Origin of the sequence: Rathayibacter sp. VKM Ac-2927 (assembly GCF_022815525.1) — a bacterium.
Taxonomy (GTDB): Bacteria; Actinomycetota; Actinomycetes; order Actinomycetales; family Microbacteriaceae; genus Rathayibacter; species Rathayibacter festucae.
Map to the genome: position 1 here is coordinate 543288 of NZ_JALGRT010000001.1, position 16153 is coordinate 559440.

Sequence of the window (16153 nt, forward strand, 5' to 3'; positions counted from 1 at the left end):
GCGCTCAGGGCAGCCGCAGCATCCCGGTCGCGACGAGCTCGCGCACCCGCGGCAGCACGGAGTCCAGCACGGCGGCCTCCTCCACGTGCAGGAGCGAGGCCACCGCGGCCGTGATCGCCGCGATCGACAGCTCGCCGTCGCAGGCCCCGACGACCGCGGCGAGAGCCGTGTCCGCCTCCTCCACCCGGGCGAAGCCGCCGCCCTGGCGCAGCCGGAGCACGGTCGGGTCGTCGTTGCCCGGCCAGTAGTGCCGCTCCTCCGTCACGTCGCCGGCGACGACGAGCGCCAGCCGCGCGAGGTCGGCGTCGTCGAGCACCGACAGCGCGTCGAGCGCGTCGAGGCAGTGCGCGAGGTGCCCGCCCAGCCCCGCGGTCGCGAACGCCGCATCGAGCCGCTCGAGGCGGCGGATCGGCGGCCGAGGCGTCGCGGGGAGCCGCAGGGTCGCGTAGCCGAAGCCGACTCCGGTCACGCCGCGCCGCTCGAAGTCCTCGAGCCACGCGTCGACGAGGGCGTCGGACTCCGCGCCGCGGGTGGTCCCGCCGTCGCGGATCCAGGTCTCGGCGTAGATCGCCGGATCCTGCTGCTCGCGCTCCACGATCCAGACGTCGAGCGGCGAGGCGGTGCCGTCCATCCAGGCGGCTAGTCCGGCGTGCCCGGGTTCGAGCGCCTGCTCGAGCGGGCTGCGGTCGTCGGCCAGCCAGGCGCGGACCCGGTCGAACGCGTCCGCGTCGGCCCGGTACTCCCAGTTGCCGAGCAGCTGCGCGACACCGCCCGGCACCAGGTGCTCGGCGGCGCCGACGATCACCCGACGGACGATCTCGTCGCCCTCGAGGCCGCCGTCGCGGTACTCGTAGGCGGGGACGCCCGCGGTCCGCGGCGTGATCACGAACGGCGGGTTGGTGACGATCTGGTCGAACCGCTCCCCCGCGACCGGCTCGTAGAGGCTGCCGTGCCGGAACTCGATCGAGTCGATGCCGTTCAGCGCCGCATTGAAGGCCGCGATCGCCAGCGCGCGGTGCGAGACGTCGGTCGCGACCACGCGGTCGGCGTGCCGGGAGGCGTGCAGCGCCTGGATCCCGCAGCCCGTGCCGAGGTCGAGCAGGCTGCCGACCGGCCGCTGGATCATCAGCCCGGCGAGGGTCAGGCTCGCGCCGCCGACGCCGAGCACGTGGTCCTCGTCGAGCGGCCGGCCGAGCGCGAGCTCGCCGAGATCGGAGGCGATCCACCAGGAGGCGGCGCCGTGCAGGTCGACGAGGTCGTAGGGCCGCAGGTCGAGCGCGGCGGTGACCACCGCTCCGGCCTCGGAGCGGACGAGCTCCAGCTCCAGGGCGCCGTCGAGACCGAGCGACGGGAACGCCGCCGCCGCCTGCTCCGTCGGCACCGGATCGGCGAGGAGGAACAGCCGGGCCAGCGTGGCCAGCGGCCCGCAATCGCCGCTGCGCTCGAGCGCCCGCCGGGCCGGGACCCGGTCGCCGCGGTGCAGCGCCTCGCCCGCGGCCTCGCCCCACAGCTCGCGGACGGCGTCGACGCGGTAGCGGGCACGGGTGAGGTCGTCGCCGAGGAGCGCGATGCGGGCTCGGTCGAGCTGGTCTGCTGGCTGCACCGCTCCATCCTCGTGCACACCCGGAGCCCGGACGGTGCGGCTGCGGTGCAGAACATCAGCTGCGAGCCGAGTTCGTCGCTCATCGCCGATGAAGGACCTTCTCAGCTGATGTTCTGCGCGCAATACGATCGACTCATGCCCCTCACTGGAGAATACGAACCGAGCACGTCCGCCTGGGCCCGCGAGCAGGCGGAGCTCTACGAGGCCACCGGCGGCGCGGAGGGCAACCTCCTCCGCGGCAAGCCGATCATCGTCCTGACCACGGTCGGCGCCCGCAGCGGCAAGCTGCGCAAGACCGCGCTGATGCGCGTCGAGCACGACGGCTCCTACGTCGTCGTCGCCTCGAAGGGCGGCGCGCCCGAGCACCCGGTCTGGTACCTGAACATGGTCAAGGAGCCGCACGTCGAGCTGCAGGACGGCCCGGTGAAGAAGGACTACACCGCGAGCGTCCTCGAGGGCGACGAGCGCGCCGCCTGGTGGGAGCGCGCGGTCGCGGCCTGGCCCGACTACGCCGAGTACCAGACGAAGACCGACCGGCAGATCCCGCTGGTGCTGCTCACGCCCTGGTCCTGACCCGGCCGGCCGTCACTCCGGAGCGACGACGGTCGTCTCCGGAATGACGTCGTCCGTCCCCGGCGCGTCGTCCTCCGGCTCGACCCGGGCCGCGATGAGCGCCAGCACCCGCGGGTGCGACAGCAGCACGAAGTGCCCCACCACCGACACCGCGATGTTCTCGCGCGCGCCGGTGAGGCGGCTCCCGCCCGGGATGTACTGGTCGCGCATCCCGTAGATCGAGACGATGCGCCGGTCGGCGTCGCGCTCGGCCAGCAGCGTCCGGATCACGGGCCGGTGCGGACCGAACTCGCGCAGCGCCCGGGCCGGCGCGATGCGCGCGAGCGGTGAGCCGTTGAACGGCGTCGAGACGGCGATCATCCGGTCGATCCGGCCCTCGTCGCGGTCGTCGACGACCATCATGTGCTTGCCGATCAGGCCGCCCTTGCTGTGCGCGACGACGACGACGACCCCGCGCAGGTCGTGCTCGCGCAGGTACTCCTGCCCGAGCGCGGCCGACGCGACGATCGGCCGAGTGTTGTAGCCGAGCGCGGGCAGCACGTGGATGGGATGCCCGGCCGCGTGCAGCCGGTCGGCGATCGGCCGCAGGAACTGCCAGGTCTCGTAGATCCCGGGGATCAGCAGGACGGGCGCGCCGTCGCCCGAGGCGTAGCGCGAGACGTCCCAGCCCTCGCGCAGATGCGTGAACCGCGAGCCGTAGGCGTAGCGGTAGTCGCGCAGATAGGCCGCGCGCAGCGAGGCGGACGAGCGCCGCGGGCGCCCCCGCTCAGGCGCCGGCATAGGCCGCTTCGAGGGCGGCGACGTCGAGCTTCGTCATCCCGAGCATCGCCTGCAGCGCCCGCGCCGCGCCCTCCGCGTCGGAGCCGCCGAGCACGGTCGCGAGCGCGGTCGGCACGATCTGCCAGGAGAGCCCCCACCGGTCGCGGAGCCAGCCGCAGCGGCTCTCCTCGCCGCCGTCGGCGATCAGCGCGTCCCAGAGCCGGTCGACCTCGGCCTGGTCCTCGACCGAGACCTCGATCGAGACCGCCTCCGTGAACGGGAAGCGCGGGCCGGCGTTCATCGCTCGGAAGAGCTGCCCGTCGAGCTCGAAGGTCACGACCGTGACGGTGCCCGGGGAGGGCGAGCCCTCGGGCAGCACCTCGGTGCTCAGGATCCGCGAGTTCGGCACGAGCTCGGTGTAGAACTCGGCCGCCTCCCTCGCCTGGTCGTCGAACCACAGGAACGTGCTGACTGCACCCATGCCGGCCTCCTCGTCGATCCCCAGTGTGCCCCTCCGCGGGCCGGAGCGGTCGGAGCCGCCGATGTGTCAGCGGCCCGAGCGTCAGAGCGGGTTGACCCCGAACGCGGTCGCGAGCTTGTCGATCTTCTTCGCCCGGCCCAGTCGCGGCAGGTCGCTGCCGTCGCGGATGACGCGGCCGCGGGCCTCGAAGTCGTCGAGGAAGTCGCGCGCCCAGGCCACGTCGGACGGGGTCGGGCTGATGACCTCGTTGATGACCGCGAGCTGCTCGGTGTCGAGGCAGAGCTTGCCGGTGAGGCCGAGCGAGACGGTGAGCGCGGACTGCTCGCGCAGCACCGGGTGGCTGTTGGAGACGGTCGGGCCGTCGATCGGGCCGGGCAGGTCGCCGATGCGCGAGGCGACGACGAGGCGCGAGCGCGGGTAGGCCATCGCCAGGTCGTCGGCGCTGGTGCCGGTGTCGCGGCGGTAGTCGCCGCTGCCGAAGGCGAGGCGGAAGGTCCCGCGGGCGCGGGCGATCGAGACCGCCTCCTCGATGCCGAGGGCCGACTCGACCAGCGCGAGCACCGGGGTCGCGCCGCCGAGGCGGTCGAAGGTCTCGGTGACGTGCTCGCCGGCCTCGGTCTTCGCGAGCATGACGCCGGCCAGGCCGGGCAGGCCCTTCAGCGCGTCGACGTCGTCCGACCAGAACGGGGTGGAGTGGTCGTTGATGCGCACCCAGGCGCGCTTCTCACCGCTGAGCCAGGCGGCGACGTCCGCGCGGGCCTCGGGCTTGGCCTTCGGGTCGACCGCGTCCTCGATGTCGAGGACGACCTGGTCGGCGCGTGAGGCGTGCGCCGCGTCGAAGGTGTCGGTGCGGGTCGCGTTGACGAGCAGCCAGGAGCGGGCGATCTCGGGGGCGACGTCGCGCCCCTTGCGCTTCAGGCCGGTCTCGCCGGAGGGGGTGGAGGTGGTGGGCAGCGTCACGTGAGCAGGTCCTTCCGGTGGCGCGGTCTTCGCACCGCGAGCCCCGCCGCTCAGCGACGGTGCCGGGGTCCAGGGTAACGGCTCGGGGCGGAGCGGACGCGTCAGCGCCGCTCCCACAGCGTGATCGTCGCGGTCGGCACGGTCGAGGCGGGGCCGGCCTCGAAGCCCTCCGCCGCGAGCCAGTCGAAGGCCGCCGGGTCGGAGGCGGGAGCGGCGGTCCAGACGCGCTGCTCGCCCCCGAGGGCGGCCCGCAGCGCGTCGTCCTCGAGCAGGACGTCGGAGTAGGTGCTCGTCGCGGCGTACGAGCGCTCGAGGGCGACGTCGTCGAGCCCGGCGAAGGCCGAGGGGTAGGCGGCGAGGGCGATCCGCGGCCGCAGCGACACGGTCCCGCTGTCGCCGAGGAGGAACGCGTCGCCCGGGCGCGCGCCGGCCTGGATCGTCTGCGCGAGGGCGCGGAGGTCCTGGCCGGCCGGCTTCCCGGTCTCCGTCCGCATCAGGACGAGGGCAGGCAGCGCCGCGACGGCGAGGGCACCGACGAGGACGCCCGCCGTCACCGGGCGCCAGGAGGCGAGGGCCAGCCCCAGCACTGTCGCCAGCGCGGGCGAGCTGAGGCTGAGGTAGCGCGGGGTGAACATCGGCTCGATCAGCGCGGTGCCGAGGAGCAGGACCGCGGCCGGCAGGAGCAGCCAGACGGCCAGCACGAGGACGAGCGGCGGGTGGACCGCCCCCGCCCCGGTCGCGCGCGACCGCACCGCTCGCGTCCGGACCGCCGCGACGACCAGCAGCCCCACGGCGAGCGCCGCCAGCCACCACGCCGAGCCGAAGAACGACTCGACGACCACCGTGTAGGCGTTCACCGGCTGCGAGCGGAGCCAGCCGATCTGCCCGCTCTGCCCCGCCGCAGTGAGGATCACCGGACTCGCTACCCCGACCGACAGCACGGCGCCGAGCACGCCGGCACCGAAGACGCGGCCGCGCCGGGGCCCGACGGCCGCCGCGAGCAGCACGAAGGCCGGCAGCACGAGCACGCAGTAGAGGAAGACGGCGTTCGCGAGCCCCGCCACCGCGACGAACGCGACCCAGCGCAGCACTCCGCCGTCCCGCGCCGCTCGGACCACCAGCACCGCCGCCCACACGACGAGCGCCGTGGCGAGCGCGGAGGAGCGCGCCTCCGTCCCGTTGAACGACGTCCGGGGCAGCAGCACGAACACGATCGCGGCGAGCAGCGCGGCCCGCGGCCGGCCCAGCGAGCGCAGGAGCACCAGCACGCCCGCCGCTCCCGCCCCCGCCGCGAGGGCGGACGGCGCGCGCACGGCCAGCTCCGACTCCCCCGCGATCGCGATCCAGCCGTGCATCAGCAGCGCGTAGACGACGTGCACGGCGTCCTTCTGCTGCGCGAAGGCGAGCAGCTCGGGCAACGGCAGCCGCGCGAGGCGCAGGGTCGCGGCCTCGTCGTTCCAGTAGGAGGGGATCCAGGAGCCGACCAGGGTCAGCAGCGTCGCGACGACGAGCACGAGACCCGCCGGGATCGACTCCGCCCCGACCCCTCGGGCCCTCATCCCCCACCGCACCGTCCCACCGTAGGGGCGGCCGGCGTCGCTCAGAGCCCGGCGCGCTCCGCGAGGCCGACCGAGAACGCGGCCTGCCCCGCGTGCTGCGTGTCGTCGTCGATCACCGAGACGAGCCGCACCGCGAGGGTCACCGGCGGGTCCCAGTCCTCGTCGACCACGCGGGCGAGGTCGGCGTCCTCGAGGGTGTCGAGGTAGGCGAGCGTCCGCCCGTGCACGGCGTCGTAGTACTCGGCGAGCAGCTCTGCCGGCACCGCGGCGAGCCCCGCGACCTTGGAAGGCTCCATGCCGTAGCCGTTCGTCTCGGCCGGGAACGGCAGTCCGGAGCGCTCGTGGAAGCCGCCGGAGATCCAGACCTGCTCGCGGCCGGCGAGCGGGGCGAGGTGGTCGTCCTGCACCCGGGTCAGGTGCCAGACGAGCCAGGCCGCGGAGTTGGCCTGCGCGTCGGCCCGGAAGCCGAGGCGCTCGGGGGTGCTGTCGTCCAGAACGGCGTGCACAGTGCCGTGCACCCGGTCGAAGGCGTCGCGGAGGAGGTCGATGGCTGCAGTCATCCCGCCAGTCTGCTCGCCGCGCCCGTGTCGCGTCACCCCCTGCCGAGTGCTCGGAGGATCCCCGGAGGCGGGTGCCGGATACTCGCTCCGTGACCTCCGGAACCTCGAACCTGGCGATGAAGCCGTGGCTGACCTCCTACGCGGAGGGCGTCCCGGCCGAGATCGACCCGCCCACGCAGACCCTCGTCGATCTGCTCGAGGACTCGGTGGCCCGCTACAAGCGCGGCATCGCGCTCGAGTTCTTCGGCGCCGAGACGAGCTACGCCGAGCTCGGCGAGAAGGTCGCCCGGGCCGCGGAGGGGCTGCGCCGCCTCGGTGTGCGCGCCGGCGACCGCGTCGCCCTGGTGCTGCCCAACTGCCCCGAGCACGTCATCGCGTTCTACGCGGTGCTGCGGCTCGGCGCGATCGTCGTCGAGCACAACCCGCTCTACACGCCGCGCGAGCTGCGCCGGCAGTTCGAGGACCACGGCGCCCGCGTCGCGGTGGTCTGGAACAAGACCGCCGACGTCATCGCCGCGCTGCCCGCCGACCTCGGCGTCGAGCGCGTCGTCTCGGTCGACCTCACCGCGTCCTTCCCGCTCGGCAAGCGCCTCGCCCTGAGGCTGCCCCTGGCGAAGGCGCGGGAGGCGCGCGCCAAGCTCACCACGAGCCCGCGCACCCGCTCGCTGATCCCCTTCGACCGCCTCCTGGGCGGCCGCCGGATCGCCCGCTCGCACCCGCGCCCGGCGCTCGCCGACACCGCGCTGCTCCAGTACACGAGCGGTACCACCGGCACGCCGAAGGGCGCGATCCTCTCGCACGCCAACCTCCGCGCGAACGCGCTGCAGGGCCAGGCCTGGGTGCCCGGCCTGCGCGAGGGCGACGAGACCTTCTACGCGGTCCTCCCCCTCTTCCACGCCTACGGGCTCACGCTCTGCCTCACCTTCGCGATCAGCATCGGTGCCAAGGTCGTGCTCTTCCCCACCTTCGACGTCGGACTGGTCAAGGCCGCCGCGAAGAAGTCGCCGCCCACATTCCTGCCCGCCGTGCCGCCGGTCTACGACGCGCTGGCCCGCGCCTCCGAGCGCGGCGAGCTCGGCCTGCGCGGCATCCGCTTCGCGATCTCGGGAGCGATGAGCCTGCCCGTCGCGACCGTCGACCGCTGGGAGCGCGCGAGCCGCGGACTCCTCGTCGAGGGCTACGGGATGACCGAGAGCTCGCCCGTCGCGCTCGGCAACCCGGTCGGCCCCAGCCGCCGGCCGGGCACCGTCGGCGTTCCGTTCCCGAGCACCCGGATCCGCCTGGTCGACCCGGCCGACCCCTCCGTCGACCGCGGACCCGGCGAGTCCGGCGAGCTGCTGCTGCAGGGACCGCAGGTGTTCCAGGGCTACTGGAAGCGCCCCGAGGACACCGCGGCGACGCTGCTGCCCGACGGCTGGCTCCGCACCGGCGACATCGCCACGGTCTCGGCGGACGGCTTCGTCACGATCGTCGACCGGGCGAAGGAGCTGATCATCACGGGCGGCTTCAACGTCTCGCCCTCCGAGGTGGAGGGCGTGCTCGAGTCGCACCCGGACGTCGTGCGCGCCGCGGTCATCGGCCTGCCCCGCGCGGAGGGCGGCGAGAGCGTCGCGGCCGCGGTCGTGCTGCGCGCCGGGACGGTCGTCGAGACCGAGGCGCTGCGCGACTTCTGCCGACTGCACCTGACGGCCTACAAGGTGCCGAAGCGGGTGGTGACGGTCGACGCGCTGCCGACCTCGCTGATCGGCAAGGTGCTGCGCCGCGAGGTGCGCGAGACGCTGCTGGGCTGAGCCGGCCGGCTCCGCCCTTTTCCCGGTCACAGCTCGATGGGTCCCAGCTCGACTGGTCACAGCTCGACTGGTCACAGCCCGATGAAGGAGAACGCCATGACGCGATTCGTGCAGTACACCGAGAACGGCGGCCCCGAGGTGCTCGAGGTCGTCGAGGCGCCCGAGCCCGAGGCCCCCGAGGGAGGCGTCGTCGTCGCGATCCGCGCGGCCGGCGTGAACCCGATCGAGTGGAAGATGCGCTCCGGCATCCGCCCCGGGCCGCCCTTCCCCCGCCGCCTCGGCTCGGACGGCGCCGGCGTGATCACCGCCGTCGGCGCGGACGTCTCCGGCTGGAGCGTCGGCGACGAGGTGATCGTGAGCAGCGCGACCGGCACCTACGGCGAGTCCGTCGTCGTCGCGCCCGAGAGCCTCGACGGCAAGCCCGCGGGCCTCGGCTTCGAGGAGGCCGCCGCGCTCGGCGTGCCGATCAGCACGGCCCACCAGGCGGTCGTCTCGCTCGGTGTGGCGGAGGGCTCGGTCTTCCTCGTGCACGCGGGCGCGGGCGCGGTCGGCCAGGCCGCGGTGCAGTTCGCGGTGGAGCGGGGCGCGCGGGTGATCGCGACGGCGAGCCCGGCCAACCACGAGCGGCTGCGCGAGCTCGGCGCCGAGCCCGTCGCCTACGGACCCGGCCTCGAGGAGCGCCTGCGCGCGGCGGCTCCCGGCGGAGTGGACCGCGTGCTCGATGCCGCGGGCACCGACGAGGCGCTCGCCGCCTCCCTCGCGCTGGTCAGCGACCCCCAGCACGTCGGCACCGTCGTCGTCGGCGCGCGGGCGGCCGAGCTGGGCATCCGCGCCTGGATGGGCGGCAGCCCCGTCCCGCTGACCGACGAGGAGAAGGCGCTGCGCCGCGAGGGCATCCCCCGCGCCGCGCAGCTCGCCGCCGACGGCCGCTTCTCGATCGAGCTCGGCCCGCGCTTCGCCCTCGACGACGTCGCCGACGCCCACCGCCTCAGCGAGGACGGCCACACCCGCGGCAAGATCCTCCTCGTCCCCTGACCCACCGCTGATCGAGCACCCCGCCCACTGCATGCTGATCGAGCGACCCGCGCACCTCATGCGGATCGAGCACTACGCACACCACATGCTGATCGAGCACTACGTGCACCACATGCTGATCGAGCACTACGTGCACCACATGCTGATCGAGTAATACGCGCACCACATGCTGATCGAGTAGCCCGCGCAGCGGGCGTATCGAGATCCACCAGCTTCAGAACGCGAGTCTGCAGCCCCGCCCTGCTGATGACACCGGGTCTCGATACGCCCCTGCGGGACTGCTCGACCAGCAAGAGTGCAGATGCCTCCGCCAAAGCGACCCGCCCCAGGATGCAGATGCATGCTGATCAAGTAGCCCGCGCAGCGGGCGTATCGAGATCCACCCGCCGACGAAGGAGTCCCGCCATGACCACCGACGACACCACCCCCGTCATCCTCGGCGGCGCCCGCACCCCCTTCGCCCGGTTCCGCGGCGCCTTCGCCCCGCTCTCCGCGGTCGACCTCGGCGCCGCCGCCGTCCGCGCCGCCCTCGAGCGCTCCGGCGCGCACCCGAACGACATCGACGCCGTGATCCTCGGCCAGGTCATCCAGGCCGGCGCCGGCCAGGGCCCCGCCCGCCAGACCGCGATCCGCGCGGGCCTCGGCTGGGACGTTCCCGCCACCACGATCAACAAGCTCTGCCTCTCCGGCCTCACCGCCGTGATCGACGCCGCCCGCCTGATCCGCACCGGCGAGGCCTCCGTGGTCGTCGCCGGCGGTCAGGAGTCGATGACGAACACCCCGCACCTCCTGCTCGGCGCCCGCTCCGGCCTCGGCGTCGGCGCGCGGCCCCTCGAGGACGCGCTCCTGCACGACGGCCTCCTCGACCCCTTCGACGACCGGATGATGGGCCGCGTCACCGACGACGGCAACGCCGAGCGCGGGATCCGCCGCGAGCGCCAGGACGCCTACGCCGCCCTCTCGCACCAGCGCGCGGCGGCAGCCCGCGACTCCGGAGTCCTCGCCGAGGAGATCGTGCCGGTCCAGGTCCCGCAGCGCCGCGGCCCGGACCTCCTGGTGTCCGAGGACGACGGCATCCGCCCGGAGACCACGGTCGAGATCCTCGCGGGCCTCCGCCCCGCCTTCAGCCCCGAGGGGACGATCACCGCGGGCAGCTCCTCCCCGATCACCGACGGCGCGGCCGCCCTCGTCGTCGCGAGCAAGGGCTGGGCCCTGTCGCGCGGTCTGCCCTGGCTCGCCGAGATCGCCGAGCACGGCCAGGTCGCCGGCCCCGACAACTCGCTGCACTCGCAGCCGTCCGCCGCGATCCTCCGCGCCCTCGCCCGTCGCGGCGGCACCGTCGCCGACCTCGACCTGATCGAGATCAACGAGGCCTTCGCCTCGGTCGTCCTGCAGTCCGCCGACGACCTCGGCGTCGCTCCCGAGGCGGTCAACCTCGACGGCGGCGCCATCGCCCTCGGCCATCCCGTCGGCGCCTCCGGCGCCCGCCTCGCCCTGCACCTGGCCCTCGCCCTCCGCCGCCGCGGCGGCGGCCTCGGCGCCGCCGCCCTCTGCGGCGGCGGCGGCCAGGGCGAGGCCCTCCTCCTCCGCGCCTGACGCCCCCTCGCGAGATGCCACTTGTGCACGCCTTTCGCGGCGTGTCGCGTGCACAAGTGGCATCTCGCGGGGAGGGTCAGCCCGCCCGGCTACGCTCGCGGGATGAGCATCCTCAGCGCGGACGGCCTCGAGTTCGTGACGCAGCGGCACCTGGCCACCCTGTCGACCCCGTGGCAGCAGGGGCGGCTGCACGTCGTCGCCGTCGGCTTCACCTACGAGGACGGCGTCGTCCGTGTGATCACCTCGCGCGAGAGCCAGAAGGTGCTCAACGTCCGCCGCGGCGGCACCGCGACCGTCAGCCAGGTCGACGGCATCCGCTGGCTCAGCCTCGGCGGCCCGGCCACTATCGAGGAGGACCCCGAGGCCGTCGCGCATGCCGTCGAGCTCTACTCGCAGCGCTATCGGACGCCCCGCGAGAACCCGCTCCGCGTCGCGATCCGCATCGACGTCGACTTCGCCCTCGCCTCCTCGGGCCTGCGCGCGGAGTAGCCCCGTGCACTCCCCCGACGCGCTGCGGGCCGACGGCACCGTCTCGTCGCTGCGAACCTACCGCTACGTCCGGGTGTCGCTCGTCGCTGCTGTGCTGTTCCTCGGCGTCGGAGTGACCTGGCACCTCGCCACGCTCGGCCCCCTGCGCTCCATCAGCGCCGCCTACTACACCCCCGTGCGCTCGATCTTCGTCGGCTCGCTGCTCGCCGTCGCGGTCGGCCTCGTGGTCCTCGCCGGGCGCAGCCTCCGCCGCACATTGCTCGTGATCGCCGGCTTCACCGCTCCCGTCATCGCCCTGGTGCCCGCGCCGATCCCCTCCGACGAGCTGGCGCTGCTGACGGGCACCGGCTGCCCCGCGGGCGTCGCGCGCTGCGTCGCCCCCGGCACGGAGGACGCGATCGCCGTCGGGATGCTCGCCTACCTCGTCGTCGCCGCGGCGGCCCTGGTCGCCTCGCTCGCCTTCCTCGCCGTCGACCGCGCACTCGACCGCGGCGCCTGGCTGCGCGCCGGCGGTGCCGCCGTGCTTCTCGCAAGCCTCGCCGTGTTCTCCACCACCCCGGCCTTCGCCGACCTCGGCCACTACGCCGCCGCCGCGCTGTTCTTCCTGCTCATCGCCGCCGTGGCCGGCATCCACGCGCACGCGGTGCGCTCGCAGGGCGTCCGCGGACCGGGCTCGCTCCGCGCCTACTCGCTCGCCTACTCCGCGCTCGCCGTCCTCCTGGCCGCGGTCGACGCCGCCGCGATCGTCCTCCTGCTGACCGGCCGGGCCTCGGCGCTCCTCGGCGAGCAGTGGCTGCTGATCGTCGAGGCGATCGCCCTCGCTCTCTTCACCGCCTTCTGGACCCTGCAGACCATCGAGAACTGGCGCGACCCGGACGCGGCGGCCCGCTGAGCAGGAGCCACCCCGAACTTGCGTATCCTCTGTGGCGATTTGCGTGTGATACGACGGGGCCAGAGTCTCTCTGAGGCGCGAGGGTCTGCCGACCCGTTTGCGGACCGACTAGACGCGGCCAAACTTGTCGGGCCAGGAAAGACCAGAAGTGCGTAAGTTGAGAGGGTGGCCTCGTCGCCACCGAGAAATCTCGTCTTCATTAGCGCCGGAAGGACCGACCATGGACATCGACAACGAAGAGCAACTCAAGCAAAGGCTCGGTATCGACTCGTGGCGGAACTTGTCGAGGGAGAAGTTCGTTGATTTCGCCTCCGAGCTACCGAACATGAGCGAGGAACTCGCACTGAAGGTCATCGAGCAGTTCCCGGACTTCAAAACTCTTGTTCTCGACTCGTTCTCCGTCGTTCGAGACCAGGCTTCGGAAGCGGCCAAGTCGAACTGGAAGAGCCAGAAGAAGGTTCACAAGGCATTTGCCGACTATCGCGCAATGCTCTCTAGGGAGCTCGATCGTGAGAACCTCAGCTCAGCTGACCGTTTCGCGGTGATGCAACTCTTCAAGACCGCAATCGACGACGAAGCACTCAAAGACTCCGAGCACAAAGCCTTCGTCCTTCACGCCCTCAGCATGGTCGCTGCAGTCGGTGTCGTTGCGGTGGCAGCGGGAGCTGCCGTACTCGGCGGCCGTACTCGTATCGGTGGCGGGTCCTGATCTCACCATCGAAGCTCGCGGCTCACCCAGTCCCTTGCGGAGTGGCTGCGTAGCCTCCGTATCTGAGAGGAGCGGCCGCGTAAGACGCTGCGGTGATCACACGGTGGACCACGACCGCGAACGACTTTCCTGCGACCAGCATCCGGCAAACAAGCAGGCTAGGCGACGATCGATGCGATACTCATCCTCGTCTGACACTTCGTCACTCTCTATTGGATCCGGCGTTCGGTAGCGTCTCATCAATGAGCGACGGACCCGACCGAACTGCCGACAACTCTCGCGTTGACGCCTAGAAAAGGCATGGGAAGTTTCCCGGCGCTGTCAGCGCTCTGCTGCATAGCGGAACAGGCGCTTCTCCCGCACAAGGAGCGTCGCGGCCGCGCAGCCCGCGGCCGTCGCCGCCGAGGCCAGGACGAGCAGGCGGAGGCAGCCGTGCAGCAGGGCTGCCCGATCGCCGGGGCTCTCGGGCAGAGCGAGAACGAGCACGCCGACCGGGATCACGGCCCAGGCAGCGGCCAGCCAAAGCGCGTTCTCGGCCAGGAGTTGCACCAGCAAAGCCGATCGACGGACGCCCACGTGGAGCGCCGAGGCCAGCTCGAGGCGACGGAGGCGGACGAGTACCGCTCCGAGCACGACTCCGAGCACTGCCGCACTCGGCACCGCGAGAAGGGAAGACCTGGTGCGGACGGCCTCGCCGACGTCGTAGGGCTCGCCCAGTCGGGAGTTCAGCCGACTCACGGACGGCTTCTCGGCCGGACTCGGGGTGACCGCGGTGAGAAGGAACGACGCCGTGGGCGACTGGACGAAGGGGACGTCGAGCCAGCAGGCGTCGAACAGCCCGTCCGCCGGGACGACGGCGAGAACCGACCAGCCGAGTCCCGGCAGGCGGCCGTCGTCGGGGTAGTCGAAGATCCCCGCGACCGCGACGGGACCCGCCGTCGTCGCCACCGTCTGGCCGACGTCGGTGCCGAGGGCGACCGCGACCTCACGGGAGAGGAGCAGACCGGCGATCTCGGGATCGATCCGATGCGGCAGGAGGTCGACGAAGTGGGGCGTGACGTTCCGGCTCGGGACCGTCGTGGACGGCAGCGCCTCGAAGACGACCCCTCCGCCGTCCGACATGGCGCCGGCCGCTCCGGCCCCTGCTACTCCGGCGAGTCTCTCGCAGGCCCTGCCGGAGATGCCTCGCGTCGACCCCACCGTGCTGATGGTCGCACCGGCGGAGTGGAACGCCCGGAACTCGGACACGATCGACCTCACCGTCACCACGTCGTAGAGGCAGAGCGCTCCGACGACGACGACGAACGACACCAGCGCGAGGATCGGCCTGCTCGTGCGGGCGGCCGTGCTGCGGAGCGCCTCGGTGAGGACGGACGAGAGCCGCACTAGGGCGCCAGCTCGATGGCCGTCTCGCAGGCGGCCGCAGCACGCGGATCGTGCGTCGCCACGACGACGATGCTCCCGCCGCTCGAGACGTGGCCGAGCACCTCGATGACGGTCTCCGCACTCCTCGAGTCGAGCTGCGCGGTCGGCTCGTCGACGAGCAACAGGTCGGGAGCGGAGGCGACCGCCCGCGCGAGCATGAGCCGCTGCGCCTCCCCGCCGGAGAGCCGCGCGAACGGCGTCGCGGCGCGCTCCTCCAGACCGAAGGTGCTGAGCAGGGCCTCGGCGTGGACCTGGGCCGACCACCGTCGCTCGCCCCTCGCCAAAAAGGGGAGGACGACATGGTCGAGTGCCGAGCGCCTCGCCGTGCCGTGCGGGTTCTGCAGCACCCGGCCCGTCCGCGCGACGCCGCAGGTCCGGATGGTTCCGAGCGAGGGCGCGAGGGATCCCGCCAGGATCCCGAGCAGCGTCGACTTCCCCGAGCCGGAAGGACCGGTGAGCGCATAGGTCCGCGACGGCAGGAGGAGTCGGCTCACCGGAGCGAAGAGCGGTGCGCGGGCGTCGAACGAATGACTCACTGCCACCAGCTCGACGAAGACCGCGCCGGAGTCGAGTGTCTCGGCGGACTGCCGATCCCGACCGTTCAGCATCCTCCCGTCCTCTCCGGGGCCGTGCTGATCCGCGCGGGTGGCTCGGGCGAGGCGAAGCGGACGAAGGACTTCCCGAGCTCGGACGCCACAACCTCGACGGCGACCCCCTCTCCGCCGGCCAGCACGCAGCCGTGGCGCCCCTCGAGCGCGTAGATCGCGGCCGGAGGGACAGCCCAGGTCTCGATCGGCTGCGCGAGTTCGAGGGTCGCGTCGAGCACGACCGTGGCGGTGCCACCTACGATGCTCGCACCTCCGCCCGCGCCGGAGCCGACGGCTCGAACCGCCTGCTCGAACTCCGCGGACGACCGCAGCAGGCGGAGATCCTCCGCGGACCGGATCGCCCCGAGACCATCCACGGCCAGCCGATGCTCCGCGACGAGCACGACGCGCTCACCGGGCAGGAGATCACCGGGGATCGGATCGACGGCCGCCGCCAACACTGTCGACTCCAGCTCGGCGATCGCCGCGCCGGACTCCACCGTGGCGCCGAGCTCGACGGAGCAGCCAGTCACCTGAGCCGACGGGGATGGCAGCCAGACGAGGCTCTCCCTCGCGATGCCGTCCGGCTCCGTCGCCGCACCCAGCTCGCGCAGCCGCGTGTCGACGAGCTTCACGGACGTCCGCCCGAGGACGCCGTCCGCCCGGACCGCGTGACCCAAGCGGCGGAGTTCGTTCTGGAGCGCGAGGACGTCGTCTCCGGTGTCGCCGACGCGGAGGTCTCGGTAGAGCGGCGTCGCAGTGGCGATGCTGAGGAGCCGCGAGCCGTTGACCGCGAGGACGCTGCCCCAGGAGTCGATGGCGGTCCCGGGTGCGCAGTCCAGGGCAGTGATCGTGCCGGAACGCTGCACATGCAGCTGCTCCCGTCCGCCCTGATCCACCGCCAGCTTCACAGCCCGCGCATCGACCGTCGACTGGGCGGTCGGCTCGAACTCCGCAGGAGCGGAGCTCGGGAACGCGACCGATGGCGGCACCTCCGGCGTCGCCGCGACGGTCAGACCGATCGCGAACGCGGCGCCGGTGAGGACGACGGCCGCGAGGACGACAAGGCCGGGTCCCCGTTTGTCAGCCATGCTCGAAGAACGAACGAATCGCAAGAAGTGGCCGGTCCCCGACT

General features: G+C 72.9%; 17 protein-coding genes. 8 read left to right on the forward strand and 9 right to left on the reverse strand.

Annotated features, from left to right (window positions below; all coding sequences use genetic code 11):
- Positions 1 to 4 precede the first annotated feature (4 nt).
- Positions 5 to 1603 (reverse strand): methyltransferase, encoded by a 1599-nt coding sequence (locus MT353_RS02490; protein ID WP_243615360.1) that lies wholly within the window; start codon positions 1601 to 1603, stop codon positions 5 to 7.
- A 135-nt stretch (positions 1604 to 1738) separates the two neighbouring features.
- Between MT353_RS02490 and MT353_RS02495 the strand changes: the two genes are divergently transcribed.
- Positions 1739 to 2176 carry a nitroreductase family deazaflavin-dependent oxidoreductase gene (locus MT353_RS02495; protein ID WP_123445252.1) on the forward strand — a complete coding sequence of 146 codons (438 nt, stop codon included), beginning with the start codon at positions 1739 to 1741 and terminating at the stop codon, positions 2174 to 2176.
- Between the two features lie 12 nt (positions 2177 to 2188).
- On the opposite strand, the gene MT353_RS02500 is transcribed toward MT353_RS02495, so the two are convergent.
- From MT353_RS02500 to MT353_RS02520, 5 genes are all read right to left on the reverse strand, one after another.
- A complete protein-coding gene (locus tag MT353_RS02500; protein WP_243623534.1) occupies positions 2189 to 2956 on the reverse strand; it encodes a triacylglycerol lipase in 768 nt (255 codons plus the stop codon).
- Positions 2943 to 3416 carry a VOC family protein gene (locus MT353_RS02505; protein WP_123445250.1) on the reverse strand — a complete coding sequence of 158 codons (474 nt, stop codon included), beginning with the start codon at positions 3414 to 3416 and terminating at the stop codon, positions 2943 to 2945. The genes MT353_RS02500 and MT353_RS02505 overlap by 14 nt, the downstream gene beginning before the upstream one ends.
- A gap of 81 nt (positions 3417 to 3497) precedes the next feature.
- The gene (locus MT353_RS02510) at positions 3498 to 4334 is read right to left on the reverse strand and encodes a CoA ester lyase (RefSeq protein ID WP_123445387.1); all 837 of its coding nucleotides are present in this window, start codon (positions 4332 to 4334) and stop codon (positions 3498 to 3500) included.
- Between the two features lie 143 nt (positions 4335 to 4477).
- Positions 4478 to 5935, reverse strand: a complete 1458-nt coding sequence (locus MT353_RS02515; RefSeq protein ID WP_243623535.1) for a glycosyltransferase family 39 protein — start codon at positions 5933 to 5935, stop codon at positions 4478 to 4480.
- A gap of 41 nt (positions 5936 to 5976) precedes the next feature.
- A complete protein-coding gene (locus MT353_RS02520; RefSeq protein WP_243623536.1) occupies positions 5977 to 6495 on the reverse strand; it encodes a DinB family protein in 519 nt (172 codons plus the stop codon).
- Between the two features lie 89 nt (positions 6496 to 6584).
- On the opposite strand from MT353_RS02520, the gene MT353_RS02525 reads away from it, so the two are divergent.
- The 7 genes from MT353_RS02525 to MT353_RS02550 all read left to right on the forward strand — a co-directional run bounded on the left by MT353_RS02525 (position 6585) and on the right by MT353_RS02550 (position 13006).
- Entirely contained in the window at positions 6585 to 8285 is a 1701-nt protein-coding gene (locus MT353_RS02525; protein ID WP_308197500.1) for a long-chain-fatty-acid--CoA ligase, read from the forward strand.
- 96 nt (positions 8286 to 8381) lie between these two features.
- The gene (locus tag MT353_RS02530; RefSeq protein WP_243623537.1) at positions 8382 to 9320 is read left to right on the forward strand and encodes an NADP-dependent oxidoreductase; all 939 of its coding nucleotides are present in this window, start codon (positions 8382 to 8384) and stop codon (positions 9318 to 9320) included.
- Positions 9321 to 9351: 31 nt separating this feature from the next.
- Positions 9352 to 9474: a hypothetical protein gene (locus MT353_RS21395; protein ID WP_279400463.1), complete on the forward strand. Its 123-nt coding sequence runs from the start codon at positions 9352 to 9354 to the stop codon at positions 9472 to 9474.
- 251 nt (positions 9475 to 9725) lie between these two features.
- Complete coding sequence (locus MT353_RS02535; RefSeq protein WP_243623538.1) at positions 9726 to 10916, forward strand: acetyl-CoA C-acyltransferase; 1191 nt, start codon at positions 9726 to 9728, stop codon at positions 10914 to 10916.
- A 102-nt stretch (positions 10917 to 11018) separates the two neighbouring features.
- The gene (locus MT353_RS02540) at positions 11019 to 11405 is read left to right on the forward strand and encodes a pyridoxamine 5'-phosphate oxidase family protein (protein ID WP_243623539.1); all 387 of its coding nucleotides are present in this window, start codon (positions 11019 to 11021) and stop codon (positions 11403 to 11405) included.
- 4 nt (positions 11406 to 11409) lie between these two features.
- The gene (locus MT353_RS02545; RefSeq protein ID WP_243623540.1) at positions 11410 to 12297 is read left to right on the forward strand and encodes a hypothetical protein; all 888 of its coding nucleotides are present in this window, start codon (positions 11410 to 11412) and stop codon (positions 12295 to 12297) included.
- Between the two features lie 220 nt (positions 12298 to 12517).
- Entirely contained in the window at positions 12518 to 13006 is a 489-nt protein-coding gene (locus MT353_RS02550) for a hypothetical protein (RefSeq protein WP_123733866.1), read from the forward strand.
- A gap of 321 nt (positions 13007 to 13327) precedes the next feature.
- Here MT353_RS02550 and MT353_RS02555 read toward each other — a convergent pair whose 3' ends face one another.
- The 3 genes from MT353_RS02555 to MT353_RS02565 are packed head-to-tail and all read right to left on the reverse strand — an operon-like array spanning position 13328 to position 16109.
- Entirely contained in the window at positions 13328 to 14392 is a 1065-nt protein-coding gene (locus tag MT353_RS02555) for a hypothetical protein (RefSeq protein ID WP_243623541.1), read from the reverse strand.
- Entirely contained in the window at positions 14392 to 15039 is a 648-nt protein-coding gene (locus tag MT353_RS02560; protein ID WP_243623542.1) for an ATP-binding cassette domain-containing protein, read from the reverse strand. The genes MT353_RS02555 and MT353_RS02560 overlap by 1 nt, the downstream gene beginning before the upstream one ends.
- The gene (locus tag MT353_RS02565; RefSeq protein WP_243623543.1) at positions 15033 to 16109 is read right to left on the reverse strand and encodes a peptidoglycan-binding protein; all 1077 of its coding nucleotides are present in this window, start codon (positions 16107 to 16109) and stop codon (positions 15033 to 15035) included. The genes MT353_RS02560 and MT353_RS02565 overlap by 7 nt, the downstream gene beginning before the upstream one ends.
- Positions 16110 to 16153 lie beyond the last annotated feature (44 nt).